Genomic DNA, 25310 nt, shown 5'->3' with positions numbered 1-25310 from the left:
ACACCCGCCCTACCCCCGGAAGAGGGGACTACGGCGTCAGTCCACCGACGATCACGGTCGGTTCGACGTCGACGGGGAAGTTCACGCTGCTCGCGATGAAGCAGTCCAGGTGGGCCTGGTGGTGGGCGGAGGTCGCGGCCTCGATCATCGCAGCGTCCGCGACGGTGACGACCGGGTGCAGCACGGCGCGGGTGAACCGGCCGCCGGTCCCCTGCGTCTCCATGGTGGCGGTCGCGGCATCGTGGTAGTCGAGGACGACCACGCCAACCGTCACCGCCTGGTGCAGGTAGGAGAGCATGTGGCACTGCGCCAGCGAGGTCAGCAGCAGCTGCTCAGGGTTGTGCCGGCTCGCGTCGCCGCGGAAGGTCGGATCGGACGAGCCCAGGATGTCGGGCAGGCCCTCGATGCGTACGACATGGTCTCGGGCGTAGTCGCGGTAGCCGCTTGTCCCGGTGCCTCGGTTGCCCGTCCACTCAACCGAGACCGTGTAGTCATGGGTCAGAGCCATGCGCACACCTTAGTGCCGGTCTGTCCGGTGATCGACCCTGCATTTCGGCTGACTGGATCCGGTGTCACCCAGGACGGGTGACGCGTCACTCGACCCGCGAACGCATCCTGAGGACTCAGTCGTACGATGAATCGAGAGTTCCATGGGGAAAGCCAAGTGGCGTCCGATCTGGATCTTCGTCGGCCTACTGGTCGCTTACTACGCTTTCCCTTTGAGGTGGGCGGCAGACTCGGTGCTGGCCGTTGGCACGAGCTTGCTGGCGACAGTGGGGGCACTCTCACTCGTCGGGACGGTGATGGTCAAAGAGCTCGGCTCCGTCCGCAGGGGCGCGCCTGGACGCAGCACGCGGGTGCTGGCCATGTTGCTGATCGTGCTGGTGATGGCGGCATCCCTGACCTTCTTCCTGCTCGACCAGATTCGTCCTCACGAGATCACCGGTCTGGATACGCGGACCGATGCTCTCTATTTCACCTTGAGCACCATGACGACGGTCGGGTACGGCGATGTCCACGCCGAGGGTCAGATCGCGCGGGCGTTGGTGTGCGTGATGATCGTCTTCAACATCGTGGTGGTGGCGTCGCTCGTCCGGGCCCAGACTCGTTCCCCGACTCCCCCCACTCCACCGAGACCGTGATGTCAGTGGTCGTGGTCGGCGGGGTGCAGCTGGGTGCCGGTCACACCGCAGTGCGCACAGGTCTCGATGTGCACCCGGTGCTCCTCGGCCTCGGATCCGGCGGCGAGGGGGCGGCGTACGAACACCACGGAGAGTGCCGCGCCGAGGATCAGGAGAGCGGCGTTGATGATCATCGCCATGCCGTAGCCCTCGTCGAAGGTCTGCGGGTCGGTGTAGTCGTCGCCGGCGATCCCGACCGCCGCCGGGATGACCGCGACTGCCAGCAGCCCGGCGGTCCGGGCCACCGCGTTGTTGACGCCCGAGGCGATCCCGGCATGCCGGTCGTCTGCGGCGTCGAGCACGGTGGCGGTCAGCGGCGAGACCAGCAGCGTCAGCCCGATGGCGAAGAGCAGGACGGGCGCCAGCACGTCGCCGACGTACGACGCCTCCGGGCCGATCTGCCCCATCCAGAGGGCGCCGCCGGCCGCGAGCAGCGGCCCGAGTGTCATCGGCAGGCGCGGACCGATGCGCTGCGCCAGCGCGCCCGCACGCGACGAGAAGAGCAACATCACCACGGTCACCGGCAGCAGCGCCGATCCCGCGGCGATGGGCGACCAGCCGCTGACGACCTGGAGCTGCAGGACGAGGAACACGAAGATCACGCCGAGTGCCGCGTACACGAGCAGGGTGACGGCGTTGGCCGCGCTGAACTGGGGATTGCGGAACAGCTCTAGCGGAACCAACGGGTGGGTGGAGCGGGCCTCGACGACGACGAAGGCGACCAGGCAGGCGATTCCGGCTGCGGCGGTCAGCGCCACAGAGCCGTTGAACCCCACGTCGCCCGCCCGGGTCAGCCCGAAGGTGAGTACGCCGAGCCCGGCCGCGGCGAGCAGGGTGCCGATCAGGTCGAGCCGGCCGGCGGCGTCCGGGTCTCGGCTCTCCGGGACGTGGCGCAGGGCGACGATGACGATGAGCACCGCGACCGGCACGTTGATGAGGAAGACCAGCCGCCAGTCGATCTCGACCAGCCAGCCGCCGACGAGCGGTCCGACCGCAGCCGCGATGCCGCTCAGACCCGACCAGGCGCCCACGGCCGCGGAACGGTCGTCGACATGGAACGACGCGGCGATGATCGCCAAGCTCCCCGGTGTCAGCAGCGCGCCGCCGACCCCCTGCAGCGCCCGCGCGGCGATCAGCAGCTCGATGTCGGGAGCGAGCCCGCACAGCAGCGAGGCGACGGCGAACCACACCACACCGACGAGGAACACCCGGCGCCGTCCGAAGCGGTCACCGAGGGAACCGCCGAGGAGGATCAGGGACGCGAGGCTCAGCGTGTAGGCGTTGACCGTCCATTGCAGACCGGAGAAGCCCGCGTCGAGGTCCTCCCCGATCCGGCCGAGGGCGACGTTGACGACGGTCGAGTCGAGCATCGCCAGGCCAGAGCCCAGCACGGTCGTCGCCAGCACCCAGCGGCCCCGGGCGGTACCCAGCCGGAGAGGAGCCCGATCACTCGTGGATTCCTTCATGATCGGGCTCCTTCCCTCGGCGACAGAGACGCGGTGCGAGCAGTATCCCAGTCAGGGGCCGGGTTCAGGCTGGTCCGCCACCCACGTACGCAGCCGGGGCCCGTGCTGGTCGAGGGTGGGTGGCGCGGCATGGTTGGTGGGAGTGACCTCCGACCCGTCAGAGAAGAACCGCAGCGGCGGTCCGGGGAGGGTCAGGTGGCCGAGGGTGGAGTGGTCGACGTCTATCAGCAGACCCTGGCTGGCGGTCTGCTCCCAGGCGTAGACCTCGTCCAGGGAGCGCACCTTGCCCGCCGGGACACCGGCCTCGGCGAGCTTGGCGAGCAGCTCCTCGGCCGGCCAGGGCGCGAAGAGCGCCTCGACCAGCTCGACGACCTTCTCCCGGTTGGCGGCCCGCTCGGGGTTGGTGGCCATTCCCTCGAGGTCCGGTGAGATGTCGAAGGCGGTGCAGAACCTCCGCCACAGCCCCTCGCTCCCGACCGCGATCTGCACGGTCCCGTCGGCGCAGCGGAACAGGCCGTACGGAGAGATGCTCGGGTGATGGTTGCCCTGGGCTCGCCCGACCTCGCCTGCCACGGTCCACCGGGTGCCCTGGAAGCCGTGGACGCCGACGACGGCGGAGAGCAGCGAGGTGCGTACGACGGTGCCGTGGCCACTGCGGTCCCGCTCGTGGAGAGCGGCGAGCAGACCGTAGGCGCCGTACATCCCGGCCAGGAGATCGGCGATCGGGGTGCCGACCCGTTGGGGGTCGTCGGGACCCGATCCGGTGAGCGACATCAGACCGGCCTCGCCCTGCGCGATCTGGTCGTAGCCGGACCGGCCGCCCTCGGGGCCGTCGTGGCCGAACCCGGTGATCGAGAGCACGACGAGGCGCGGGTTGCGGGCCTGGAGCTCGTCGATGCCGAGCCCGAGCCGGTCCAGGACGCCGGTGCGGAAGTTCTCGATGAGCACGTCGGCCCGGTCGACCAGGCGCAGCAGCACGTCCTTGTCGTCGGTGTCCTTGAGGTCGAGGGTGATCGACTCCTTGTTTCGGTTGGCGGAGAGGAAGTACGTCGCCTCCCGCTGCCCCTCCTCCCCCACGAACGGCGGTCCCCAGCCCCGGGTGTCGTCGCCGTGCCCGGGCGCCTCCACCTTGATCACGCGGGCGCCGAGGTCGCCCATCATCATCGCGGCGTGCGGCCCGGCCAGGGCGCGGGAGAGGTCGAGGACGACGACGTCGTCGAGTGGTCCACGCATGCCCGTCACCAGCCCGGGAGGACCATGGTGGCCCAGACCAGGAGGGGACCGACGAGCACCACGATGACGCTGTAGCCGAGGATCTGCTTGTAGTAGCGCTCCTCGGTGATGGTGTCGGGCCGGTTGGCCAGCATCAGCGCACCGTTGGTGGAGAACGGGCTCACGTCGACGATGGTCGAGGAGATCGCCAGCGCGGCCACGAACATGGCGGCGTCGATCCCGCCCTCGGCGATCAGCGGCACCGAGATCGGGATGATGATGGGGAGCAGTGCCGTCGAGGAGGCGAACGCGGAGACGACCGCGCCGACGTAGCAGAGGATGAGCGCGCCGATGGCCGCGACGCCCAGGCCCGCCGCCCAGCCACCCACGAACTCCGGCGATCCGGCGGTGTTGAGGATCGTGGCGTACGTCGAGACGCCGGCGACCAGGAGGACCGTCGGCCAGGCGATCTGGCGGATGGCGTCCTTGTGCTGGCTCGGCGAGAGGGCCGCCAGGACGGTCGCCGCGGTGATCGAGGCGAAGCCGATGTTCTTGTCGAAGAACAGGGCGACGGCGGCGACGATCACGAAGGCGGCCAGGGTGAGGACCTGCTCGGTGCGGATGCCAGGCTTGGTCCCGGTCGGGGCGACGGTGCCGTAGCCGCGGGCCGGGACGGTCACGCCGCCCTCGTTCAGTTCGTTCGGTACGCCGGCGGCGGCGTTGGCCGCCTCGGCCGGGTCGAGCCGCATGCTCATCAGCGATCGTCCGCCGAGGGCGAAGAACAGGATGGTCGCCATGATCAGGTTGACCACCAGGCTGGCCACGAAGATCGTCATCTCGCTGGCGGGCAGGCCGTTGTCGACCATGACCGAGTTGGTGATCGTGCCGTAGATGCTGATGGGCGAGAAGCCACCGCCCTGGGCACCGTGGACGACGAACATGCCCATCATCAGCGGGTTGATCTTGTAGCGGCCCGCGAACCCGAGCGCCACCGGCCCGATGATCGCGCAGGCCGCCGGGCTGGCGGCACCCATGGCGGTCAACAGTGCGGTCACGCCGAACATCACCCACGGGATCAGGGCGACCCTGCCGCCCACCGCGCGTACGGCACTGCTGACGATCAGGTCGACCGTGCCGTTGTTCCTCGCGATCGCGAACAGATAGGTCACGCCTATCAGTGTCAGGATCAGGTCGGCACTGACTCCGGCCAGGATCTCCTTCTCGTCGAGGTTCAGCGCGAACATCCCGACAAGCCACGCTGCGACGTACGCGAGCGCTCCCATGTTGATCGGCAGTAACGTGCCTGCCACGAACAAGGCGACCAGCGCGATGATCGCCACCCATTCCGGTCCCATCGGACTTCCCTTCTGTTTGGCCCCCGTCTGGCACCGGTGTGACTCGCATCACCCTCGGCTCAGTGGCCTAGCCAATAGGACAATCGGCCGAACGTCAATACCCTGTAGCCATGAGTGAGTCCGCGCGCTTTCCACGTCCACTGCAGCGAACCCGCCTGTATGAGCAGGTCGCGGAGCAGATCACGGCCTGGATCTCGGAGAACGATCTGAAGTCCGGAGACCGTCTGCCGCCGGAGAGACAGCTCGCGACCAGCCTCGGCGTGAGCCGAGCGACCCTCAGCCAGGCCCTGGTCGCGCTCGAGGTCATCGGCGTCGTCGCGGTACGCCACGGCGACGGAACGGTGCTGACCGACAAGCCGCGGGTCGAGCGCATCACCGATGCGATCCGGGCGCACGCGGAGCGGATCCCCGACGTCATCGAGGCGCGTGACGCGCTGGAGACGAAGCTCGCCGCACTGGCGGCGCAGCGGCGTACGCAGGAGGACCTGGACCGCATCGATGCGGCGCTGAAGGCGATGGACGAGGACATCACGGGCGGCGGGCGCGGCGTCCACGGCGACGAGCTCTTCCACCGGGCGGTGACCCAGGCGGCCCACTCCCCTCTGCTCGAGCAGATGATGTCCGAGATCAGCGAGCTGATCCGCGAGACCCGCATCGAGTCGCTCTCCCAGCCCGACCGCCCTCGGACCTCGCTCGCCGGCCACCGGAAGATCGCCGACGCGATCGCTGCCGGTGACGCCGAACGTGCCGCCGCCGCGATGCACGGCCACGTCATGATGGTCAGCGACGTGGCGCTGCTCCGCGACGCATGACGCCGCTCGACCAGCTCGTGGTGCTCGCCGCGGGCCTGGGCGCGGGCATCCTCACCTCCACCGTCGGCGTCGCCTCGCTGCTCAGCTTTCCCGTCCTGGTCGCGGTCGGTCTCCCGCCGGTCGTGGCCAACACGTCCAACACGGTCGGGATGACGCCGGCCGGGCTCAGCGGCTCCTTCGGCTACCGGCGCGAGCTGGCCGAACATCCGGGAGCGACCGCCGCGGTGCTGATCACCGCGGGCGCCGGCAGCATCGCCGGAGCGTTGCTGCTGCTGTGGCTGCCGGGATCGGTCTTCGAGGCGGTCGTGCCGTGGCTGATCCTGGGCACCTGCGTACTCGTGGGCGCGCAGCCGCGGCTGAGCCGCTTCCTGCGCCAGCACGCCACCGATGACGAGCCGCGGGTACGGATCTCCGGGTTCACCACGGTCTTCGCGACGCTGACCGGCGCCTACGGCGGCTACTTCGGTGCCGGCTCCGGGGTGATGATGATGGCCGTGCTCGGGCTCGGGACCGACCTGGAGTTCCGTACGGTCAATGCGCTCAAGACGCTCGCGGTGATGGCCTCGAACGTGGTCGCGACGGTGATCTTCGTGGCCATCGCCGACCTCGACTGGCGGGCCGTCGGCCTGCTCGCCGCGGGATCGGTCGTGGGTGGGTACGTCGGGGCGCACATCGGCCGCCGGCTGCCGGCCACGGTCCTGAGGTCACTGATCGTCGTCGTCGGGATCGGCGCCGCGACGCTCATGCTCGTGCGCTGAGGTTCTTCTGGGCGTCAGAACGGCGGCTTTCCCGTCCCGGAGACACGGAACCGTCCCCAGGGGTCGATGTCGGAGAGCCGCCCCTCGGCCTCGCCGTGGTCGGTGCGGACCGTGACGGTCTGGCCGTTGCGTACGCCGTCGAGGGCCGTGCCGACGCGGCCGTACCAGTGGAAGTGGCCGTCGATCGGCTGGAAGACGCCGCGCAGCGCGACATCGACCTCCCAGGTGCCTTGCTCGGACTCGAGGCGCGCGGGACCGTCGTAGAGGTGCTGGGGCTCGTGGTCGCTCATCGGGGGCTCTTTCGCAGCGGGGTGACGATCGCGGGACGGTCCAGGGCGCTCAGGTCGACGCCGTACTCGGCAGTGGTGCCCTCGAGCGCGTGCCAGACGAACTCGCTCAGATAGCGGGTGAACGCGGCGCGGGACATGGTGCGCCGGTCGAGCCACCACTGGCCAGCGGACTCACCGATCCCGACGAGGCTGTGCGCCCACGGCTCGGCGCCGGCGGCGTCGACGCCGAGACGGCCGAAGGTGTCGCCGAGCAGCCGCGCGAAGGTCGCCGCGATGAGCTGCTTGCCGTCCGCCAGCGGGTCGGTGCCGCCGGTGTGCTGGCGCACCAGGAGCAGGTAGACGTTGGGGTGCTCGGCGATGGTCTCGACGTACGCCGCGACCCCGGCCTCGACCCGCTGGCGGGTCGGTGCGGGGGCGAGCACGGCGTCGACGACCGCGTCGAGGATCTGCCGCGCGGCCCACATCCCCACCGCGCCGTGCAGCTCGGCCTTGTCAGCGAAGTAGCGGTAGAGCACCGGCTTGCTGACCCCGGCCTCCGCGGCGATGTCGGCGATCGACACCTCCGCCCCCGCCGAGTCGACGGCGCGTACGGCTGCGGCCACCAGCTCCGCCCGTCTGGTCTCGCGGTGGGCGTCCCAGCGCGAGGAGCGGCCGTCGTCCTTGACCTTCCGTGTCATGTCCTGCACTCTAGCAACTACCCGTAACTCTGGGTAACACCTAGTTCCATCGCTCAGTCAGACCGCTCAGTCAGGGAGAAGAATGACCATCGCCGACCCGACCTCCGACCGGCTCCTACGCTCCACCGCGCGTCAGTCCTACGACCCGGAGGTCGACCTCGACTGGGATGCCGCGCCGGTCGAGGGACTGTGGTGGATGCAGCCCGAGCGCGTCTCCCTCTACGGCACCCCGACCTGGGACCGGCTCAGCCAGGAGCAGCAGATCGAGCTCTCTCGGCACGAGTTGGCCAGCATCATGAGCGTCGGGCTGTGGTTCGAGGTGCTGCTGATGCAGCTGCTGCTTCGCGAGGTCTACGGCGCGGACCCGCGCACGGCGCGGACCCAGTACGCGCTGACCGAGATCGGGGACGAGACCCGCCACTCGGTGATGTTCGGCCGGGCGATCGCGGCGATGGGCGCACCGGCGTACGGCCCCCGGCCCGCCGTCCTGCGCATCGGGAAGTTCGCTCCGCTGCTGCACGGACCCAGCGTCTTCTCCGCCACCCTGGTCGGCGAGGAGCCGCTCGACCGATGGCAGCGCGAGCTGATGAAGGACGAGCGCTGCCAGCCGCTGACCCGGATGGCCTCCCGCATCCACGTCACCGAGGAGGCCCGCCACGTCACCTTCGCCCGCGAGGAGCTCGCCGCGGCGATGTCGCAGAAGATGGGGCGTACGCAGCTCCGGATGCACCAGAACCTCACCGCCCGCTCGGCCTACGTGATGGCGCGCTCGCTGGTCCACCCGGACTGCTACGCGGCCGTCGGCCTCGACCCGATGGCCGCCCGCCGCGAGGCGCTCGGCAACGAGCACTACCGCGCGACGCTGGCCTGGATGGGCGAGAAGATGATGCCGTACCTCACCGAGCACGGGATGGTCTCGGAGAAGGACCGCAAGCTCTGGCGGGCGTCCTTCCTGGTGCCGCGCGACTGAGGCGGCGCGTCAGAGCACGGCGAGGCGGTCGACCAGCAGCTCGATCCGGCGCTCGGCGTCCTCCGGCAGGAGACGCCTCGACCGGGTCAGGGTCGCCACTCCGTGCAGGGACGCCCAGAAGACCTCGGTGAACAGCTCCGGCGCGACGCCGTCGCCGGCGACCTCGCCCAGCGTCTCCATCAGCGCCGCGAAGGCATCCTTCAGCTGCTCGGGAGTGTCCTCCTGTGCGTACGCCAGGCCGCCGTCGAGCTGGAACAGGGCGTCGTAGACCGCCGGGTTGCGCTCGGCGAAGTCGAGATACGCGCGGGCGAGGGCGGCGACCCGCTCGCGCGGGGTGCTCGCGGCGGCCGTCGCCGACCGCATCGCCACAGCCATCTCCGAGGCGCCCTCGAGAGCGACGGCGCCGATGATCTCGCGCTTGCCGCGGAAGTGGCTGTAGAGGACCGGCTGGCTGTATTCGATGCGCTCGGCGAGCCGGCGTGTGGTCACCGCGTCCCAGCCCTGCTGCTCGGCGAGCTCGCGGGCCGTCGCGAGGATGAGGCGTTCCCGGTCGGCGCGTTCGCGCTGCTTGCGTTCCTGTACGGACATGAGTCCATCCTAGCATTGCTAGACATCCGAGCGATAGCAGTGCTAGCGTCACATCATCTGCTAGCGCCGCTAGATGTGATCCCTTCCTGCTGAGGAGCCCCCATGTCATTGAAGAAGATCAACACCGTCCTGGCCGCGATCGTCGTTCTGTTCGTGCTCTACCTCGGGTTGTCGTTCATCCTGATCCCCGAGTCGTCCGCGCCGGGCGTCGGGCTGCCGACCTGGCCCGAGGGCGACGGCGACGGCTTCCTCGTGATGAAGGGCATCCGCGAGTTCTCGATGGGCCTGGTGCTCGCCATCCTGCTGGTGACCGGCCATCGCCGTGCCCTAGGTCTGGTCCTGCTGATGGAGGCCGTCGCCCCGTTCGGCGACATGATCAACGTTCTGACCCACGACGGCACCGTCGCGGCCGCCCTCGGCATCCATGGCCTGACCGCCGTAGTGATCGCGATCAGCGGCCTGTTGATCCTCTGGGAGACGCGCAAGCCCGCTGATGCCTCCATCCCAAGCTCCGAGATTCTTGCAGTCTGAGGCTCGGAGCGTCGATCGGTCAGAGAGCGGGCCGAGTGCATCTAAGATCGTCAGTCGTGCGAGTACAGCTGCGTCGGACGTCCCAGATCTGCGGCCGCGTGCCGATAGATGAACTGGCTGAGTTCGTCGAGACCGCATCATCAAGTCTTGGAGACGATCTGACCGTACGCGCGGTCCTCAGCGACAATTTCTCTTTCAAGGAGACCGTCGAGTCGCTTGCTGGCCTTCGGGACGCGGGTCCATTCGACAGACCTTTAAAGCGCCCGCGCGGAGAGTCCAAGTACGTTGGCGCATTGCGCTGCGATCTGCGTGCTGCAGGGACGAGGGGCAGCGTTCAGGTCGACGTCGGTGCTCAAGTTCGATGGCGGCGCGCGATCACGACCACCACGATCAGGCATTCAGATCCGCGTACCGCCGAGTTGCTGCTGCGGGCCGCCCAGGCTCTCTTGGTTCCCCGTCGACGCAGAGGGCAACCCGAAAACTAGTCCGACCGGCTGGATCACGGTTGGTGTGGTGACGCTGTCATTCTTCTGGATGATCGATGTCATCCTTACCCCGAGATGGACCAGCACAATCACGATACCTGCCGCACTCAGCGCTAGTCACAGGCTCACGCGCTGGAACCCATCCGCTGAATCGGTCAAACGATGGGCTGTCATCGGCGGCCCTGTCGCTGTCCTCGCATTGCTTGTCGGTGCGGCATCGCTCTACGTACAGCTGACGGGGATCAAGTTGCCCTAGATGATTGATGCACGGGGCGGCCGTCGCGAGCGGCACTCTGTAACGAACGAAAATTCGTTCGCTTGCCGCTTCCTCTCGAGGAGAAGGGTCCTGGCGCTGAAAGAAATGTTTCTTTCACCGATCAACTCACCTGCGGTGAGTTGATCGAAGCGCCTCACGGGGCGAACGAATTTTCGTTCGCCCCGTGAGGCGGTACTTGAGCGAGCGAGAACGGGTCAGCGGAAGGCGGACTCCCCCGTGAGCGCCTGACCGATGATCAGCTGGTGGACCTCGCTGGTGCCCTCGTACGTCAGGACCGACTCGAGGTTGTTGGCGTGGCGGAGGATCGGGTACTCGAGGGTGACGCCGGCGGCGGCGAGGATGGTGCGGCACTCGCGGGCGATGGCGATGGCCTCGCGGACGTTGTTGAGCTTGCCGAGGGAGATCTGCTCGGAGCGGAGGGTGCCTTCGTCCTTCAGGCGGCCCAGGTGGAGCGCGAGGAGCATCGCCTTGCCGAGCTCGAGAGTCATGTCGGCGAGCTTGGTCTGGGTGATCTGGAATCCGGCCAGGGGCTTGTCGTAGATCTCGCGGGAGCCGGCGTACGCGATCGCGGACTCGAGGCAGTCGCGGGCCGCGCCGACTGCGCCGAAGACGATGCCGAAGCGGGCCTCGTTCAGACACGACAGCGGACCCTTCAAGCCCCTGACGTCGGGGAACGCGGCAGACTCCGGGAGGCGTACGTCGTCGAGGACGATCTCGCCGGTGACCGAGGCACGCAGGGACAGCTTCTGCTTGATCACCGGCGCGGAGAACCCCGGGGTGTCGGTGGGGACCACGAAGCCGCGGATCCCCTTGCCGTCGGGTGCCTCGTCGGTCTGGGCCCAGACCACCGCGACGTCGGCGACCGGGGCGTTGGTGATCCACATCTTGGTGCCGGACAGGATCCAGTCGCCCGAGGCGTCTCGGCGCGCCCGGGTCCGCATCCCGGCGGGGTTGGAGCCGAAGTCGGGCTCGGTGAGCCCGAAACAGCCGATCGCCTCGCCGGCGGCCATCCGCGGCAGCCACTCCTGCTTCTGCTCCTCGCTCCCCCACTTCCAGATCGCGAACATCGCCAGCGAACCCTGCACGGAGACGAGCGAGCGGATCCCGGAGTCGGCCGCCTCGAGCTCCATGCAGGCCAGGCCGTACGCCGTGGCGCTGGTGCCGGCGCAGCCGTAGCCCTCCAGGTGCATCCCGAGCACGCCCAGCTTGCCGAGCTCGGGAGCGAGCTCGCGGACCGGGACCTCGCCGGCCTCGAACCAGCCCGCGAGGTGCGGCTTGATCTCCTTCTCCGCGAAGGATCTCACCGTGTCGCGGATCGCGCGGTCCTCATCGCCGATGAGGGCCTCGGTGCCGAAGAGCTCGAGCGGGGTCTGGGGCATGGGGTCTCCTTGGGTCGAGAGAGGGCGCTGCCGATTGTGTCACCCGTCACTGGAAGTCGTTTGAACCGTTCGCCACCGCGCTCCGTAGTAGGGGTGAAGGCCGGCATCGGGTCAGCCTCCAGGCGAGAGGAAACGGCGTGCGGACACGTACGAAAGCAGCAGTCGGGATCGGTGCGGCAGTGGTCGTGGTCGGAGGCGCCGCGGTGATCTTCGGACCCGGTTGGTACGCGGACCGAGCCGAGGACGCGGCCGCGGACGAGCCCAGCCTCAGCGCGTCGGCGGCGCCCGCGGATGGCGCCGACAGCAGCGGGACCTGGACCGTCTCGGACGGCTCCTACGCCGGCTACCGCCTCGACGAGGTGCTGCAGGGCGAGGACGTCACCGTCACCGGCCGCACCGAGGACGTGACCGGCGAGGTCACCATCGCCGAGGGTGAGGTCACCGAGGCGAACATCGAGGTGAAGGTGGCCACGATCGCCACCGACTCCGGCAACCGCGACGGCTACTTCCGCGAGAACGCGATCGAGGCCGACCAGTTCCCCACCGCCACCTTCGAGCTGACCGAGCCCGCCGCACTCGAGGAGGGCGCCACCGAGGTCGAGCTGGTCGGTGACCTCACCGTCCACGGCGAGACGAAGTCGGTGACCGTCGACGCCGAGGTCGGCGGCGACGGCACCAACGCGCTCCAGGTCGTCGGCAGCGTCCCGATCACCTTCGCGGACTTCGGCGTCGAGGCGCCGAACCTGGGCTTCGTGAGCGTCGAGGACACCGGCAGCGTCGAGTTCTCCCTCGACCTGGCCAAGGGCTGATCCGGGTCTCTGGGATCCTGGGTGCGTGGCGGGAGGTGACATGGGTGCGGAGGACGACCTGCTCGTAGCGGTGCACGACGCCCATTCGGAGGCGCTCTACCGCTACGTCGTACGCCGCACCGGTGACGCCGAGGAGGCGCGCGACGTGGTGCAGGAGACGCTGCTGCGCGCCTGGCGTCATCCGGAGGTGCTGCAGCGGCCCGACGAGGGCGTACGCGCCTGGCTGTTCACCACCGCCCGCAACCTCGTCATCGACGACCTGCGCAGCGCCCGCCGGAAGCGGGAGTACGCCGCCGAGTCGCCGCCCGAGGAGACCCGAGCTGACCAGACCCAGGCGGTGCTCGACTCCTGGGTCGTCGCCGATGCGCTGCTCGCCCTCTCCCCCGAGCACCGTGCGGTGGTGGTGGGGGCGTATTACGGCAGCCGGTCGGTCACCGAGCTCGCCCACGAGCTCGACATCCCGCCCGGCACGGTCAAGTCCCGGCTGCACTACGGTCTGCGAGCCCTGCGTCTCGCCCTGCAAGAGAAGGGGGTCACCTCATGAACGACGACCTGGACGCCTCCGCACACGAGACGTACGCCGACTGGGACGCGTCCTACGTGCTCGGGGCGCTGAGCCCGAGCGAGCGGAGGGCCTACGAGCGGCACCTGACCAGCTGCAGCGTGTGCCACGACGCCGTCGCCGAGCTCGCCGGGATGCCCGGGCTGCTCGGCGCGCTCTCGCGCGAGGAGGCCGAGGAGCTGCTCGAGGAGCCTGCCGCCGTCGTGACTCCGCCGCTGGCGGAGCTGGCCGGAGCCGTACGCAGGTCGCGGCTGCGCCGCCGGGTGTTCGCGGTCGCGGCCGCCGTCATCCTCCTCGCCGGCGGCACGGCGATCGGCGGTCTGGCGCTCGGTCGTGACGGCACCCAGCCGCCGGTCGCGGCCCCGTCGACCTCCGCCACGCCATCGGGTTCTGCGGGCGCGAACGTACGCACCGTCGACCTGCGCCCCGTGGGCAGCGTCGACATGTGGGCCCAGCTCGTCGTCACCCCGACCTCCTGGGGCACCAAGCTCAAGTGGAGCTGCCACTACCCGCCCGAGCCCGGCAAGAGCCCGCCGGGGCCGTCCGACTATCCGGGTGAGCCGGTGACGTACGACCTGGTGCTGGTCGGCCGTGACGGCGCACGCACCGTCGCTGGGTCGTGGACCTGGTCGGGTGGGGAGACGCTCGGGCTGGACGCCTCCTCCGCGGTGCCGATCGCCGACGTCGAGCGGGTCGAGATCACCCTGGTCGGCGAGGACACCGCGGTCGCGGCGGCCTCGCTGACCTGAGGCTGTGAAGAGCCCCTAGAGTCCGAGCTCGGAGACCGTCTTCTCCCGCATCTCGACCTTGCGGACCTTGCCGGTCACGGTCATCGGGAACTCCTCGACGACCAGGACGTAGCGCGGGATCTTGTAGTGGGCGAGCTTGCCGGTGGCGTACGCCTTCAGGGTCTCGGCGGTCATCCGCTCGGCGCCCGGGCGCAGGCGGACCCAGGCGCAGAGCTCCTCGCCGTAGGTCTCGTCGGGCACGCCGATTACCTGGACGTCCTCGATGTCGGGGTGGGTGTAGAGGAACTCCTCGATCTCGCGGGGGTAGATGTTCTCGCCGCCACGGATGACCATGTCCTTGATTCGGCCGACGATGTTGCAGTAGCCGTCGGGGTTCATCACTGCGAGGTCGCCGGTGTGCATCCAGCCGTCCTCGTCGATCGCCGCCCGGGTCTTCTCCTCGTCGGCCCAGTAGCCGAGCATCACCGAGTAGCCGCGGGTCTGGAACTCGCCCGCCTCGCCCCGGGGCAGCACCGCGCCGGAGGTCGGGTCGACGACGCGTACCTCGACGTGCGGGTGCACCCGGCCGACGGTGGCGGTGCGGTGCTCGAGGTCGTCGTCCATCCGGGTCTGGGTCGAGACCGGCGAGGTCTCGGTCATCCCATAGGCGATCGAGACCTCGCTCATGTGCATCTCGTTGACGCACCGCTTCATCACCTCGACCGGGCACGGGCTGCCTGCCATGATCCCGGTGCGCAGCGTGCTGAGGTCGAAGGCGGCGAAGTCGGGATGGCTCTGCATCGCGATGAACATGGTCGGTACGCCGTAGACGGCCGTGCAGCGCTCGTCCTGGACCGCCTTCAGTGTGGCCGCCGGATCGAAGGCGGGGCCCGGGATCACCATCGTGGCTCCGTGGGTGATGCAGCCCAGGTTGCCCATCACCATCCCGAAGCAGTGGTAGAAGGGGACCGGGATCGCCAGCCGGTCGTTCTCGGTGAACCTGATCGTCTCGGTGGTGAAGTAGCCGTTGTTGAGGATGTTGCGGTGGCTCAGCGTCGCGCCCTTGGGATAGCCGGTGGTGCCCGAGGTGTACTGGATGTTGATCGGGTCCTCGGGGCTCAGCTCATAGGTGACGTGGTCGGTCAGCCGCGCCCCGGCGCCGGCTTCGAGGAGAGCGGTCCACTCCGGGTCGCCGATGAAGACGGTCTGCTCGAGGTCGGGGCAGTCGCCCCGGACGTCGGCCACCATCGAGCGATAGTCGGAGGTCTTGAACGCGGGCGCGGAGACGAGCAGCCTGATGCCCGACTGGGTCAGGGCGTACGCCAGCTCGTGGGTGCGGTAGGCCGGGTTGATGTTGACCAGGATCGCGCCGATCTTCGCGGTCGCCACCTGGGTCAGCGTCCACTCCGCGCAGTTCGGTGCCCAGATGCCGACCCGGTCGCCCTTCCCGATCCCGGCCTTGCGAAGCCCGACGGCCAGCGCGTCGACGTCACGGCTCATCTCGGCGTACGTCCAGCGTCTACCGGACGCCACCTCGACCAAGGCCTCCCGGTCACCGCATCTGGCGACGGTGCGGTCGAAGCTCGCGCCGATCGTCTCCTCCAGCAGCGGGGTGGTGGTCTCTCCGGCAGCGTAGGAATCCGTCATGAGCCCAGTGTGACCTGAGTCACGGGTGGGTTCCAAGGGTCAGCTGAGGGTGTCAGTCGCTGGTGATGAGCTCCGCAGCGCGCTCGCCGATCAGGATCGCGGGCGCGTTGGTGTGGCCGCGCACGATCCTGGGCATGACCGAGGCGTCGGCGACGCGGAGGCCCTCGACGCCGCGTACGCGAAGGCGGGGGTCGACCACGCTGGCCTCGTCCGTGCCCATCCGGCAGGTTCCGGTCGGGTGGTAGAGGGTGTGGGCGTGACGTGCCAGGAGCGCGTCGGCGACCTCCTCCGCGGACGAGTCCACCGGGACGTCGGGGCGCAGGAACTTGCCGAGGAACGGCTTGAGCGCGGGCTGGGAGGCGATCTCCAGCGCCACCCGGACACCTTCGACGATGGCAGCGCGGTCCCGGCCCTCGGGGTCGGAGAGGTAGCGGGGGTCGATGATCGGCTTGGCCGCCGGGTCCTTGGAAGTGAGCGTGACGCTGCCGCGGCTGGCCGGGTCGACGAGGATCGGACCGGCGACGACCGCCTCACCCACGTACGGAATCAGACCCTCGTCGAAGAAGCCGACCGGGGCGAAGATCATCTCGATGTCGGGCGCCTCCAGGTCGGGGCGAGAGCGGATGAAGCCGTACGCCTCGCCGACGTTGGAGGTGAGCATCCCGCGCCTGCGCAGGAGGTAGTTGAGCAGGTGACGTGCCGACTCCGCGGTCGCGAGCGAACCCTGCTCGACCTCCCAGCCGATGCCGGCGACGAGGTGGTCGGTGAGGTTCTCCCCCACCTCCTTCGCATCACGGACGACATCGATGCCGAGGCCCTTCAGGTGGGCCGCCGGACCGATCCCCGAGAGCATCAGCAGCTGCGGGGTGTTGATCGCGCCGCCGGAGAGGATCACCTCGCGCCGGGCGGTGATGGTCGTCTGCTGGCCGTCGACGACGGCCTCGACACCGGTGGCGCGGGTGCCGTCGAAGGTCACCCGCGACACCAGGGCGCCAGTCACCACGTTCAGATTGGCGCGCCTGGCGGCGGGCTTGAGGTAGGCCGCGGCCGTGCTCCACCTGGCGCCTCGGCGCTGGGTCACCATGGTCTCGGCGTACGCCTCGGGGTTGGGGCCGTTGGCCCGTCCGCGCCGGTAGCCGGCCTGCTCGGCGGCCTGGAGGAAGGACTCGGTGTAGGGACGGGGGCTCCGTTGCCGCTCGACGCGGACCGGACCACCGGTGCCGTCCAGCGCGGTGGCGTCCTCGACGTCCTCGAGCTTCGCGTACGTCTTCTTGACGACGTCCCAGCCCCACTCGGGCCCCGCCGCCGCGCCCCACTCCTCGTAGTCGGCCTGGAGGCCCTTGACCCACATCATCGCGTTCATCGAGGACGAGCCGCCGAGCATCCGGCCACGTGGCCAGTAGATCCGCCGGCCGCCGAGCGCAGGCTGTGGCTCGGTGGAGTAGTCCCAGTCGTGCTCGGACTGAAAGAGCTTCGAGAACGCCGCCGGGATGTGGATGTTCATGCTCTTGTCGCGCGGTCCCGCCTCGAGCAGCGTCACCTTGACGCTCGGGTCCTCGCTGAGACGCGCCGCGAGCACGGCCCCTGACGATCCGGCCCCCACCACCACGTAGTCGCTGGTCAGTTCCTGGCTCATACCGGATCTCCTTCGTCAACGATGACGGGCTTCCGAAAGCCTACCGTCCGTCGAGACGTCATTTCTCGATCGCGAGAAGTCAGTTTTTGATCGCGAGAAGTCAGGATTTCTGACGTCTCGCGGTCAAGATCTGACGCTTCGGCGTGGGGTCAGTCGGCGAGGAAGGCGCCCAGGGCGTAGGCGGGATGGCGGTCGAGGTTGTGGCGGCCACGGTCGTAGCGGCGGGTGGTGCGGGGGTCGGCGTGCCCGGCGGCGTCCTGAACGTCCTCGAGAGGTACGCCGGCCTCGCGGGCCAGGGTGACGAAGGTGTGGCGGAGGCTGTGCGGGGAGAGCTTGTCGCCGTGCTCGATGCCGGCAGAGGCGCCGAGTTTGCGGATGAGCCGGAAGGCCTCGGAGCGGTGCCAGCGGTTGCCGGTGCCGGTGATGAAGACCGGGCCGTCGGCGCGGGCGTCGAGGTAGGCGTCGAGCGCCTGGGAGGTCGCCGGGTTGAGGACGACGTCGCGCCGGGCGCCGCCCTTGCGGGTGATCGTCAGGATGCGGTGGCCGCGGGAGTGGCTGAGGTCGGTCACGTCGGCGCCCAGGGCCTCGGAGATGCGCAGGCCGTCGTGGAGCAGGAGGGTCACCAGCGCGGCGGCGCGGCTGGAGTGGTCACGCGCGGCGGCGAGGAAGGCGCGCGCCTCTCCCCTGTCCATGCCCAGGGTCTGGGAGTCGTTGCTGGTCTTGGGGCGCTTGATGTGCTCGGCCGGTGAGGCGCTCAGGACGTCCTCCGCCACGCCGTAGCGGTAGAAGCCGGCGATCGCTGACAGTCGTCGGGCGATCGTCGCCGGGCTCCGTCGCGTCTCGAGATGACGGGCGTAGCCGTCGACCATCGCCCGGTTGGCGGCGAGCGGGTCGATCTCCAGCGCGGCGCACCTGCCGAACCAGTCGGCGAGGTCTCGTCCGTACGCCGCGCGGGTGTGCCCTGCGTACGAGAGCAGGAACCTTCTGGCGAGAGCCTCGGCACGTTTTTCGCGGGGCAGTTCCCTGAGGTCTTCGAGGAACAGCTCTCTGACGGATTCCGTCACAGCCAGGTCTGTGGAGGGGGTCTGCGGACGGTGCTCGAGCGTGCTCACGCCACACATCATAATGCCGGTTATGTTGTGTGCCTCATCGGGATCTCATTTGGAGGACATTGAGTATTCGTTACGTCTTTCGTCACGCTATGCTGACGTAATGACGGAAGCGATTGCTGTCGATGAGAAGCTCTGCCGTTTCCCCGGCTGTCCGCTGCCCGCGGCGGCGTCGGAGAGCGGAAGCGGCCGGCCGCCGGAGTACTGCGACGACCCCACCCACAACCGAGCCGCCGCCTGGCGCGAGCGGAAGCGCCTGCAGCGGCTCGTCGAGACACGGGATCCCGAGGAGACCGCGCGACCGGTGCAGGCCGCCCAGCAGCGGGCCGCGGAGATCACCACCCAGCTGACCCAGCTCGCCGACAGGTTCCTCGACCAGCTCCCGAAGGCACTCGATGAGCTGCGTACGCTCGGCGACCTGACCGCTGCCGAGGCCCAGATCGCGACCGTGCAGAGCGAGGCACAGGAGCAAATCGCCGCCGCGAGCGCTCGTGCCGTGCGCGCCGAGCAGGCGCAACGTACGGCCGAGGCTGAGCGCGACGAGGCAGACGCCGCTGCTGCGGAGGCGGTGGAGGAGTCGGAGCGCTCCGCCGAGATCCTGCGGGAGGCGCTGTCCGCCACGACCGCGGCCGAGGAGTCCCGTCAGGCCGCGCAGGCGGCGCGGGAGAGAGCAGAGTCCGACGCGGCAGCCGCGGCGAAGACCGCCTCCGCGACGATCGCGTCCCTCGAGGGGCGTCTCGACGAGACGGCCTCGGCGCACGATGCCCTCGTCGAGAAGCTCGAGGCGCTGCAGGCCGAGCACGCCTCGGCCGTCCAGCGCCGGCGGAGTGAGACCGCGCGTGCCGATCACGCCGAGAAGGCGATGGCACGGCTCCAGGAGCAGCTGATCGCGGAGAAGAAGGCCGCTGAGAAGGCGGCGGCGAGTGCGGAGGCGACGATCTCTGGGCTGCGTACGCAGCGCGACGCCGCCCGCGAGCAGATCGACGCCCTGCGGGACCAGGTGGCCGACCTTCGCGGGAGCGAGGCGGCGGCGAAGGCGGATCGCGATGCCACCCGCGCCGAGCTGGACCGTGAACGCGCCCATGCGAGCGAACGGCTCGAGGATCTGCGGTCGGCACACCAGGCCCAGGTCGCGCAGCTGGTGGAGCAGATCGAGCGGCGTACGGCACCACCCGATGTGCCGGAAGAGGGTGCGTGACACGCGGGACCCCAGTTGGAGGTGAACGGACCACATCCGCTACTGTTCTTCTCGCAAGCGGACGTAGCTCAGTTGGTAGAGCGCAACCTTGCCAAGGTTGAGGTCGCGAGTTCGAGCCTCGTCGTCCGCTCCACTTCGAGGGCCGCCCGATCGGGCGGCCCTCGATCAATTTCCCGTGGCGAAACCAGCATCTCGCCGCAACTGCTCTAGGATTTCACTGTTCTGGGATTCTTGTGCACCGGGTGTGGGTCAGCCCGGAGGCGAAGCCGACAACCGAAGGACTGTGCGTGGGGGGCGTTGAGTGAGCGGGAAGTTCATCGACGCCTATGCCGTGCTCGAGATCGGTCCGGACGCGGACGACGCGGCCGTCCGAGCTCGCCATCGTGAGCTCGCCAAGCAGTTTCATCCCGACCGTGGCGGTCGTGCCGCCGACGGCGAGCTGATGATGCGCATCAACAGGGCGCGCGATGTGCTGCTCGACCCGGTCGCCAGAGCCACCCTCGATGAGGAGCTCGCCCGGCGCCGCCGTAAGGCCGCTGCCTCGGCGGCCGCGGGGAAGGCGCCCGCGTCTGCTTCTTCTACTCCGCCGCTCAGCCGCGACCGGCGCTGGCGAGCCGAGTGGGGTGCCGCGACTCCGCGGCCCGCCCCGGCGCCCGGAGGCAGCTCGCCTGCCCCTGTTCCTCCGCCCGCCCGGGTGCGACCGTCGGCCAACCGGCTGCGGCAGGCCACGCGGCAGGCCCGAGCGGCCAACGCCGCGCTGTCCTCGCGACAGCGGACCCCGGCGCCGAAGCCTCCTCACACCGTGACGGAGCCGCCTCCTTCACAGCCCGTCGAGCAGCAGACGATGAAGGCCCAGCCCGCCGCGCCACACCACCCGAACCCTCAGCCGGTGGCTCCGCAGCCGGCTGCCCCGCAGCAGCAGACCGCACCGTCCGCGGACAAGCCGGCCAACGCCTGGTCGCTCTACTCGGTGCCGCTCGACGCGGTCTCGGTCGCGTCGCTGCTCGCCAGCGTGCTGATGTGCGGCCCGCTCGGCTTCATCCTCGGCATCATCGGCCTGGCCCGCACCGCCGACGACAAGCGTCGCGGCCGCTGGGCCGCGGTCGCCGGCATCGCCATCAGCAGCCTGACGATGCTCGTCGCCGTCGGCTACGTGATGCAGGCGATGTCCGCCCCTTCGCCCTGACGCGGTGATCGTCCCAGCGGCCAATCGGCGATAGTCCTACAGCCGTGGTTCGCGTACCACTGCAGGCTGACTCGGTCCGCGTGACATCGCGCGGGGAGGAACGGCGCCAGGGACGTACGTGTCGAGTCGAGGTCCACTCCCCCGGCGATGTGGTCGACGGTCAGGTGCGGCACCGGTTCGAAGAGGCCGTCATAAGGCGGGCACTGCGGGAACGCCGCGCTCAGCTCGGCGGTCAGCGCCGCGAAGGGCTCCGCGGGTTCAGGATGCAGATAGATAGTGCCGCCGGCGAAGAGGCGTACGTCGTCCAGCACGAAGCCGAACGCGGTCGCCGCGGCCGCGATCTTGCCGACCCCCTCCAGATCGTCGGAGGTCGGTGAGGTCAGAAACGGTGCGAGCAGCGTGATGTGCGCGTGCACGAACCTGGGGTCCGCGGAGACGAACGAGTCGTCATAGTGGCGCGTCCGCTCCAGGACGTACGCCTCCAGCTCGGGCACCGGAACGACGATCACCGAGTGTCCGGCGGAGGATCTGCTCATGGCGGGATTCTCGCCGTGACCCCAGGTTGATGACCACTCGACGCAGGCCGCGCGCCACTCGGCTAAGGTGCCCGGGTGTCTACGCCTGAGATGCCCGCGGAACTGCTGAAGCACGCTCTCGACGCGACGGGGTTCATGCCTCCTGAGGAGGGCATGGCGCTGTTCGAGTACGCCGTGGAGCGACTGCCGCACGGGCCGGCGGTCGAGATCGGGACCTACTGCGGAAAGTCGTCGGTCTATCTCGGCGCCGCGGCGAAGCTGACCGGAGGCACGGTGTTCACCGTCGACCACCACCACGGCAGCGAGGAGAACCAGGCGGGTTGGGAGCACCACGACACGACCCTGGTCGACGAGCGCACCGGGCGGCTGGACACGCTGCCGACCTTCCGGCGCACGATCGAGCAGGCCGGCCTCGAGGACGAGGTGGTCGCGGTGATCGGCGCCTCGACGACGGTGAGCCGGTGGTGGACGACGCCGGTCTCGCTGTTGTTCATCGACGGCGGCCACGGCGTGGAGCCCGCGCAGCTGGACTACCGCGGCTGGGCCCCGAAGGTCATGCCCGGCGGGCTGCTCCTGGTCCACGACGTGTTCCCCGACCCGGCCGAAGGCGGACGGCCGCCGTACGAGGAGATCTACCTCCCCGCTCTCGCCTCGAAGCAGTTCGAGGAGATCGACGCCGTCGGGTCGCTGCGGGTCCTGCGTCGGCTCAGCTGACCCAGGCGCAACAGGAGTCACATCGATCGGGGTATCCCAGCCGAACTCGTCTCGCACCCGCACTCCAGCGCCAGCTCCTCGAACGGAGCGGCGAGGGAGGTGCCGCGCATGATGGCGGAGCCCGGGGTGGACCCGCCGTAGCGCTCCCCCAGCGCGTCCGCGGCCAGGATGACGGCGGCGGCGGTGAAGGTGGAGTGCTCCTCGGGCCAGTAGGCGTTGGGGTTGGGGTTGGGGTAGTCGGGCGACTCGTAGACCCAGCCGGTCCAGTAGCCGCCGTCGTCCGCGCGCATGTGCTGCATCTCGGTCAGCAGGCGGAGCGCGCGGCGGTGGTCGCCGATGTTGTCGAGCGCCATCGCCAGCTCGCAGGTCTCCGCGCCGGTCACCCACGGGTTGGTGTCGACGCAGAGAGCCCCGAGGCCGGGGCGTACGAAATGGTCCCAGCGCGACGCGATCAGGTCGTGCCCGTCGGCACCGACGACGGCGCCGCCGAGGACCGGGTAGTACCAGTCCATCGAGTGGTGCGACTTGTCCTCGAACGAGTCACGGTGGTGGCGCAGGGCGTGACCGAGCCTGCCGCCGACGATCTCCCACTCCGGCTGCGGGTCGTCCATCAGGTCTGCCAAGGCGACCCCGGCACGCAGCGACTGGTAGATCGAGGACGAGCCGGTGAGCAGCGCGAACGGGTCGCGCGGGGTCCACGCGATCCCGCCGAAGGGCAGCTGCAGGCCGACCACGAAGTCGAGTCCGGCGCGCACCGAGGGCCACAGCCGCTCCACGAACGTACGGTCACGACGGATCAGCCAGTGGTGCCAGAGCCCGACCGCGAAGTAGGCCGACATGTTGGACTCGCCGATCGTCTCCACCGCCGAGCCGGCGACGATCTTCATCGGCCAGGACCCGTCGCCGTTCTGCAGGGACGGGATCCAGTCGTACGCAGCCTCGGCCTCCTCCACCAGGCCACCGACGAGCAGGCCCATGGCCGCCTCGACGTGGTTCCAGATGTCGGTGTGCTGACCGGGGACCCACGGGATCGCGCCCGACGCCTCCTGAGCGCGGGCGATCGACCCGGCCGTGGCGACGATCTGGGCAGGGGTCAGCACCCCGTCGACGTACGGGATCTCGACTCTCATCCGCGAATCAGGCAGCCGAGGTGGGGTCGGTGGCGATGGGGCCCGGCTTGCGGAAGTAGAGAACCATGCTCTTGCCGATCATCGGGTCGAGGACCTTCCCGGCGAGGCGCAGCGGCAGCGGGTTCTTCATGATCTCCCAGACCAGGATCTGGTGGTACGCCTTCACCAGGACGTGCTTGTCGTTGTCGACGCCGACGGCCGACTTCAGCCACCAGTAGGGCGCGTGCAGGCCGTGGGCGTAGGACTTGCCCTCGAAGATCATCGCCTCACCGGGCGTGCCGTCGTTGGGCCGGCCGGCCTTGGTGACCTTGTCGATGAGCTCGTGGTCGGTGTAGATGCGGATGTGGCCGCCGGTGGTGTTGTGGTAGTCCTCGGAGAGCTTCCAGTTGACGACCTCGGGCAGCCACCGCGGCACCGAGATGGCGAGGGTGCCACCGGGACGCAGCACCCGGACGAGCTCCTTGATCGCGTCGACGTCGCGGTGGATGTGCTCGAGCACCTCGGCGGCCACGATCCGGTCGAACTCACCGTCAGCGAAGGGCAGCGACAGGGCGTCGCCCTCCTTGACCTCCGCGTTCGCGCCCTCAGGGACCTCGTCGCGCATCGCGAAGAACCAGTCGCTGACCTTGGCCAGCTCCTCGGCGTCCTGGTCGAACGCGATCACGTCGGCGCCGCGGCGGTACATCTCGAAGGCGTGCCGGCCACCGCCGGCACCCATGTCGAGCACGCGCTCTCCGGCCTGAAGGCCAAGGCGGTCGAAGTCAACGGTGAGCACGGCTCACTTCCTCTCGTCTGTGGTGAACTCGTCGATGGACTGCTGATACAGGGCCGTCATCCGCTCGGCCACGGCGTGCCAGGAGAAGTGCTCCTCAACCCGGGCGCGTCCGGCGGCGGAGTAACGGGCCCGGCGCTCGGGGTCGTCGAGCAGCGCCGCGATGGCCTGCTCGAGCTCCTCGGTCTCCCCCGGGGTGACCTGCTTCGCGCACAGGTCGTCGGGGCCGACGACCTCGGGGATCGCACCGGCGCGGGAGACGACGAGCGGGGTGCCGCACGCCATCAGCTCGGCGGTGGGCAGCGAGAACCCCTCGTAGAGCGAGGGCACGCAGGCGATCTCCGCGGAGCCCATCAGCTCGACGAGCTCGGCGTCGGAGATGCCGTTGACGAAACGTACGTGGTCCTTGATCGCGAGCTTCTCGATGAGCTGCTCGGTCGGACCGCCCTTCTTGGGCTTGGAGACCAGGACCAGCTCCAGGTCACGTTCGGTACGCAGCTTGGCGAAGGCCTCGAGCAGGAAGGCGATGCCCTTCAGCGGGGCGTCGGCACTGGCCATGGCCAGGATCCGGCCCGGGATGCGGGGTCCGGTCGGCGGGACGAACTCCTCCGGTACGCCGAGATGCACGGTCTGCACCCGCTCGGAGGGGACGCCGAAGTCGGTGAGGATGTCGCGCTTGGAGTTGTCCGAGGGCGTGATCACGTGCCGCAGCTGCGAGGCGACCTTCGCCTGCATCTTCACGAACGAGTACCAGCGCCAGACGCCGAACTTCTTCTTCCAGCCCACCGCGCTGTCCAGCTCGATGCGTCGGTCGAAGGAGATCGGGTGGTGGATCGTGGTCACCAGCGGCAGACCGACCTCGGGCTCGATGCTCAGCAGGGGCGTGGCCAGCGTCTGGTTGTCGTGAACGATGTCGAAGTCGTCCTTCCGCTCCTTCAGCACCTTCAGGACGCGCTTGGCGAAGGTCAGCGGCTCGGGGAAGGCGCCCGTACGCATCCGGGCCCACTCCTCGACGTCGACCAGGTCGCGGAGCTCGGAGAGCTTCGGGTTGCCGAACGGGTTGGGCTCCTCGTAGAGGCCCAGGCTCGGCACCTTGGTGAGGGTGACGCCCTCCCCTACGAGGTCGAGATCGGGATAGGGCTGACCGGAGAAGACCTCAACGGTGTGCCCGAGCTTGGCTAGCTCCCGACTCAGATGGCGGATATAGACGCCTTGACCGCCGACGTGCGGCTTGCTGCGATACGACAGCAGAGCGATCCGCATCCGCCACCTCCCTCAAACCTAGGCAGAGCAAAACTAGAA

The 25310-nt window shown here is 69.3% G+C and carries 26 protein-coding genes and 1 tRNA gene; 12 read left to right on the top strand and 15 right to left on the bottom strand.

Annotated elements, in window-relative coordinates; all coding sequences use genetic code 11:
- Nucleotides 1-28 precede the first annotated feature (28 nt).
- Nucleotides 29-508, bottom strand: a complete 480-nt coding sequence (locus tag OH802_RS19155; protein ID WP_406021086.1) for an OsmC family protein — start codon at nt 506-508, stop codon at nt 29-31.
- Between the two features lie 142 nt (nt 509-650).
- Here OH802_RS19155 and OH802_RS19150 point away from each other — a divergent pair, with 142 nt between their 5' ends.
- Nucleotides 651-1142: an ion channel gene (locus tag OH802_RS19150; protein WP_406021084.1), complete on the top strand. Its 492-nt coding sequence runs from the start codon at nt 651-653 to the stop codon at nt 1140-1142.
- 2 nt (nt 1143-1144) lie between these two features.
- Here the strand turns inward: OH802_RS19150 and OH802_RS19145 are convergent, their stop codons facing one another.
- The 3 genes from OH802_RS19145 to OH802_RS19135 are packed head-to-tail and all read right to left on the bottom strand — an operon-like array spanning nt 1145 to nt 5214.
- On the bottom strand, nt 1145-2647 hold the full coding sequence (locus tag OH802_RS19145) for an MFS transporter (protein ID WP_406021081.1): 1503 nt from the start codon (nt 2645-2647) through the stop codon (nt 1145-1147).
- Nucleotides 2648-2698: 51 nt separating this feature from the next.
- Complete coding sequence (locus OH802_RS19140; RefSeq protein ID WP_406021079.1) at nt 2699-3880, bottom strand: CaiB/BaiF CoA transferase family protein; 1182 nt, start codon at nt 3878-3880, stop codon at nt 2699-2701.
- Nucleotides 3881-3885: 5 nt separating this feature from the next.
- A complete protein-coding gene (locus OH802_RS19135) occupies nt 3886-5214 on the bottom strand; it encodes an SLC13 family permease (protein WP_406021077.1) in 1329 nt (442 codons plus the stop codon).
- A 110-nt stretch (nt 5215-5324) separates the two neighbouring features.
- Here OH802_RS19135 and OH802_RS19130 point away from each other — a divergent pair, with 110 nt between their 5' ends.
- Together OH802_RS19130 and OH802_RS19125 are read left to right on the top strand one after the other, a co-directional pair.
- The gene (locus OH802_RS19130) at nt 5325-6026 is read left to right on the top strand and encodes a FadR/GntR family transcriptional regulator (protein WP_406021075.1); all 702 of its coding nucleotides are present in this window, start codon (nt 5325-5327) and stop codon (nt 6024-6026) included.
- Complete coding sequence (locus OH802_RS19125; protein ID WP_406021073.1) at nt 6023-6784, top strand: sulfite exporter TauE/SafE family protein; 762 nt, start codon at nt 6023-6025, stop codon at nt 6782-6784. The genes OH802_RS19130 and OH802_RS19125 overlap by 4 nt, the downstream gene beginning before the upstream one ends.
- A gap of 14 nt (nt 6785-6798) precedes the next feature.
- Here OH802_RS19125 and OH802_RS19120 read toward each other — a convergent pair whose 3' ends face one another.
- Together OH802_RS19120 and OH802_RS19115 are read right to left on the bottom strand one after the other, a co-directional pair.
- Nucleotides 6799-7074, bottom strand: coding sequence for a DUF4873 domain-containing protein (locus OH802_RS19120; RefSeq protein WP_406021071.1), 276 nt, complete (start codon nt 7072-7074; stop codon nt 6799-6801).
- Complete coding sequence (locus OH802_RS19115) at nt 7071-7751, bottom strand: TetR/AcrR family transcriptional regulator (RefSeq protein WP_406021069.1); 681 nt, start codon at nt 7749-7751, stop codon at nt 7071-7073. The genes OH802_RS19120 and OH802_RS19115 overlap by 4 nt, the downstream gene beginning before the upstream one ends.
- Nucleotides 7752-7833: 82 nt before the next feature.
- Here OH802_RS19115 and OH802_RS19110 point away from each other — a divergent pair, with 82 nt between their 5' ends.
- Nucleotides 7834-8721, top strand: coding sequence for a diiron oxygenase (locus tag OH802_RS19110; protein WP_406021067.1), 888 nt, complete (start codon nt 7834-7836; stop codon nt 8719-8721).
- A gap of 9 nt (nt 8722-8730) precedes the next feature.
- Here the strand turns inward: OH802_RS19110 and OH802_RS19105 are convergent, their stop codons facing one another.
- On the bottom strand, nt 8731-9309 hold the full coding sequence (locus OH802_RS19105; RefSeq protein WP_406021065.1) for a TetR/AcrR family transcriptional regulator: 579 nt from the start codon (nt 9307-9309) through the stop codon (nt 8731-8733).
- A gap of 102 nt (nt 9310-9411) precedes the next feature.
- Between OH802_RS19105 and OH802_RS19100 the strand changes: the two genes are divergently transcribed.
- Nucleotides 9412-9840, top strand: coding sequence for a DUF4267 domain-containing protein (locus OH802_RS19100; protein ID WP_406021063.1), 429 nt, complete (start codon nt 9412-9414; stop codon nt 9838-9840).
- A gap of 956 nt (nt 9841-10796) precedes the next feature.
- Here the strand turns inward: OH802_RS19100 and OH802_RS19095 are convergent.
- Nucleotides 10797-11981, bottom strand: a complete 1185-nt coding sequence (locus tag OH802_RS19095; protein ID WP_406021061.1) for an acyl-CoA dehydrogenase family protein — start codon at nt 11979-11981, stop codon at nt 10797-10799.
- A 137-nt stretch (nt 11982-12118) separates the two neighbouring features.
- Between OH802_RS19095 and OH802_RS19090 the strand changes: the two genes are divergently transcribed.
- The 3 genes from OH802_RS19090 to OH802_RS19080 are packed head-to-tail and all read left to right on the top strand — an operon-like array spanning nt 12119 to nt 14101.
- Nucleotides 12119-12790 (top strand): YceI family protein, encoded by a 672-nt coding sequence (locus OH802_RS19090; protein ID WP_406021059.1) that lies wholly within the window; start codon nt 12119-12121, stop codon nt 12788-12790.
- 40 nt (nt 12791-12830) lie between these two features.
- The gene (locus OH802_RS19085) at nt 12831-13334 is read left to right on the top strand and encodes a sigma-70 family RNA polymerase sigma factor (protein ID WP_406021057.1); all 504 of its coding nucleotides are present in this window, start codon (nt 12831-12833) and stop codon (nt 13332-13334) included.
- Nucleotides 13331-14101, top strand: coding sequence for an anti-sigma factor family protein (locus tag OH802_RS19080; protein WP_406021055.1), 771 nt, complete (start codon nt 13331-13333; stop codon nt 14099-14101). The genes OH802_RS19085 and OH802_RS19080 overlap by 4 nt, the downstream gene beginning before the upstream one ends.
- A gap of 15 nt (nt 14102-14116) precedes the next feature.
- Here the strand turns inward: OH802_RS19080 and OH802_RS19075 are convergent, their stop codons facing one another.
- From OH802_RS19075 to OH802_RS19065, 3 genes are all read right to left on the bottom strand, one after another.
- On the bottom strand, nt 14117-15727 hold the full coding sequence (locus OH802_RS19075) for an AMP-binding protein (RefSeq protein WP_406021053.1): 1611 nt from the start codon (nt 15725-15727) through the stop codon (nt 14117-14119).
- Between the two features lie 52 nt (nt 15728-15779).
- Complete coding sequence (locus OH802_RS19070) at nt 15780-17363, bottom strand: GMC family oxidoreductase (protein WP_406021051.1); 1584 nt, start codon at nt 17361-17363, stop codon at nt 15780-15782.
- 149 nt (nt 17364-17512) lie between these two features.
- Nucleotides 17513-18475 carry a tyrosine-type recombinase/integrase gene (locus OH802_RS19065; protein WP_406021049.1) on the bottom strand — a complete coding sequence of 321 codons (963 nt, stop codon included), beginning with the start codon at nt 18473-18475 and terminating at the stop codon, nt 17513-17515.
- A 100-nt stretch (nt 18476-18575) separates the two neighbouring features.
- Between OH802_RS19065 and OH802_RS19060 the strand changes: the two genes are divergently transcribed.
- The 3 genes from OH802_RS19060 to OH802_RS19050 all read left to right on the top strand — a co-directional run bounded on the left by OH802_RS19060 (nt 18576) and on the right by OH802_RS19050 (nt 20856).
- Nucleotides 18576-19670, top strand: a complete 1095-nt coding sequence (locus OH802_RS19060) for a hypothetical protein (RefSeq protein WP_406021047.1) — start codon at nt 18576-18578, stop codon at nt 19668-19670.
- A gap of 57 nt (nt 19671-19727) precedes the next feature.
- Nucleotides 19728-19803, top strand: a tRNA-Gly gene (locus tag OH802_RS19055).
- A gap of 168 nt (nt 19804-19971) precedes the next feature.
- On the top strand, nt 19972-20856 hold the full coding sequence (locus tag OH802_RS19050) for a DnaJ domain-containing protein (RefSeq protein WP_406021045.1): 885 nt from the start codon (nt 19972-19974) through the stop codon (nt 20854-20856).
- Here the strand turns inward: OH802_RS19050 and OH802_RS19045 are convergent.
- Nucleotides 20820-21392 (bottom strand): 2'-5' RNA ligase family protein, encoded by a 573-nt coding sequence (locus tag OH802_RS19045; RefSeq protein ID WP_406021043.1) that lies wholly within the window; start codon nt 21390-21392, stop codon nt 20820-20822. The two genes, OH802_RS19050 and OH802_RS19045, sit on opposite strands and share 37 nt — an antisense overlap.
- A 75-nt stretch (nt 21393-21467) precedes the next feature.
- Here OH802_RS19045 and OH802_RS19040 point away from each other — a divergent pair, with 75 nt between their 5' ends.
- Nucleotides 21468-22106, top strand: a complete 639-nt coding sequence (locus OH802_RS19040) for a class I SAM-dependent methyltransferase (protein ID WP_406021041.1) — start codon at nt 21468-21470, stop codon at nt 22104-22106.
- A 17-nt stretch (nt 22107-22123) separates the two neighbouring features.
- Here OH802_RS19040 and OH802_RS19035 read toward each other — a convergent pair whose 3' ends face one another.
- The 3 genes from OH802_RS19035 to OH802_RS19025 are packed head-to-tail and all read right to left on the bottom strand — an operon-like array spanning nt 22124 to nt 25271.
- Nucleotides 22124-23236, bottom strand: a complete 1113-nt coding sequence (locus OH802_RS19035) for a prenyltransferase (RefSeq protein ID WP_406021039.1) — start codon at nt 23234-23236, stop codon at nt 22124-22126.
- Between the two features lie 7 nt (nt 23237-23243).
- Nucleotides 23244-24011, bottom strand: a complete 768-nt coding sequence (locus OH802_RS19030; protein WP_160023381.1) for a class I SAM-dependent methyltransferase — start codon at nt 24009-24011, stop codon at nt 23244-23246.
- Between the two features lie 3 nt (nt 24012-24014).
- The gene (locus tag OH802_RS19025; protein WP_406021037.1) at nt 24015-25271 is read right to left on the bottom strand and encodes a glycosyltransferase family 4 protein; all 1257 of its coding nucleotides are present in this window, start codon (nt 25269-25271) and stop codon (nt 24015-24017) included.
- Nucleotides 25272-25310: the final 39 nt, after the last annotated feature.

Origin of the sequence: Nocardioides sp. NBC_00850, from assembly GCF_045207335.1 — a bacterium.
Lineage (GTDB): Bacteria > Actinomycetota > Actinomycetes > Propionibacteriales > Nocardioidaceae > Nocardioides.
The sequence above is the reverse complement of the archived record's forward strand: the minus strand, read 5'-3'. Positions and strand labels throughout refer to the sequence as shown.

Excerpts from the sequence above, each read along its gene's own strand:
- OH802_RS19155 (WP_406021086.1), bottom strand. The coding sequence starts at position 508 with ATGGCTCTGACCCATGACTACACGGTCTCGGTTGAGTGGACGGGCAAC.
- OH802_RS19150 (WP_406021084.1), top strand. The coding sequence starts at position 651 with ATGGGGAAAGCCAAGTGGCGTCCGATCTGGATCTTCGTCGGCCTACTG.
- OH802_RS19145 (WP_406021081.1), bottom strand. The coding sequence starts at position 2,647 with ATGAAGGAATCCACGAGTGATCGGGCTCCTCTCCGGCTGGGTACCGCC.
- OH802_RS19140 (WP_406021079.1), bottom strand. The coding sequence starts at position 3,880 with ATGCGTGGACCACTCGACGACGTCGTCGTCCTCGACCTCTCCCGCGCC.
- OH802_RS19135 (WP_406021077.1), bottom strand. The coding sequence starts at position 5,214 with ATGGGACCGGAATGGGTGGCGATCATCGCGCTGGTCGCCTTGTTCGTG.
- OH802_RS19130 (WP_406021075.1), top strand. The coding sequence starts at position 5,325 with ATGAGTGAGTCCGCGCGCTTTCCACGTCCACTGCAGCGAACCCGCCTG.
- OH802_RS19125 (WP_406021073.1), top strand. The coding sequence starts at position 6,023 with ATGACGCCGCTCGACCAGCTCGTGGTGCTCGCCGCGGGCCTGGGCGCG.
- OH802_RS19120 (WP_406021071.1), bottom strand. The coding sequence starts at position 7,074 with ATGAGCGACCACGAGCCCCAGCACCTCTACGACGGTCCCGCGCGCCTC.
- OH802_RS19115 (WP_406021069.1), bottom strand. The coding sequence starts at position 7,751 with ATGACACGGAAGGTCAAGGACGACGGCCGCTCCTCGCGCTGGGACGCC.
- OH802_RS19110 (WP_406021067.1), top strand. The coding sequence starts at position 7,834 with ATGACCATCGCCGACCCGACCTCCGACCGGCTCCTACGCTCCACCGCG.
- OH802_RS19105 (WP_406021065.1), bottom strand. The coding sequence starts at position 9,309 with ATGTCCGTACAGGAACGCAAGCAGCGCGAACGCGCCGACCGGGAACGC.
- OH802_RS19100 (WP_406021063.1), top strand. The coding sequence starts at position 9,412 with ATGTCATTGAAGAAGATCAACACCGTCCTGGCCGCGATCGTCGTTCTG.
- OH802_RS19095 (WP_406021061.1), bottom strand. The coding sequence starts at position 11,981 with ATGCCCCAGACCCCGCTCGAGCTCTTCGGCACCGAGGCCCTCATCGGC.
- OH802_RS19085 (WP_406021057.1), top strand. The coding sequence starts at position 12,831 with ATGGGTGCGGAGGACGACCTGCTCGTAGCGGTGCACGACGCCCATTCG.
- OH802_RS19080 (WP_406021055.1), top strand. The coding sequence starts at position 13,331 with ATGAACGACGACCTGGACGCCTCCGCACACGAGACGTACGCCGACTGG.
- OH802_RS19075 (WP_406021053.1), bottom strand. The coding sequence starts at position 15,727 with ATGACGGATTCCTACGCTGCCGGAGAGACCACCACCCCGCTGCTGGAG.
- OH802_RS19070 (WP_406021051.1), bottom strand. The coding sequence starts at position 17,363 with ATGAGCCAGGAACTGACCAGCGACTACGTGGTGGTGGGGGCCGGATCG.
- OH802_RS19060 (WP_406021047.1), top strand. The coding sequence starts at position 18,576 with ATGACGGAAGCGATTGCTGTCGATGAGAAGCTCTGCCGTTTCCCCGGC.
- OH802_RS19045 (WP_406021043.1), bottom strand. The coding sequence starts at position 21,392 with ATGAGCAGATCCTCCGCCGGACACTCGGTGATCGTCGTTCCGGTGCCC.
- OH802_RS19035 (WP_406021039.1), bottom strand. The coding sequence starts at position 23,236 with ATGAGAGTCGAGATCCCGTACGTCGACGGGGTGCTGACCCCTGCCCAG.
- OH802_RS19025 (WP_406021037.1), bottom strand. The coding sequence starts at position 25,271 with ATGCGGATCGCTCTGCTGTCGTATCGCAGCAAGCCGCACGTCGGCGGT.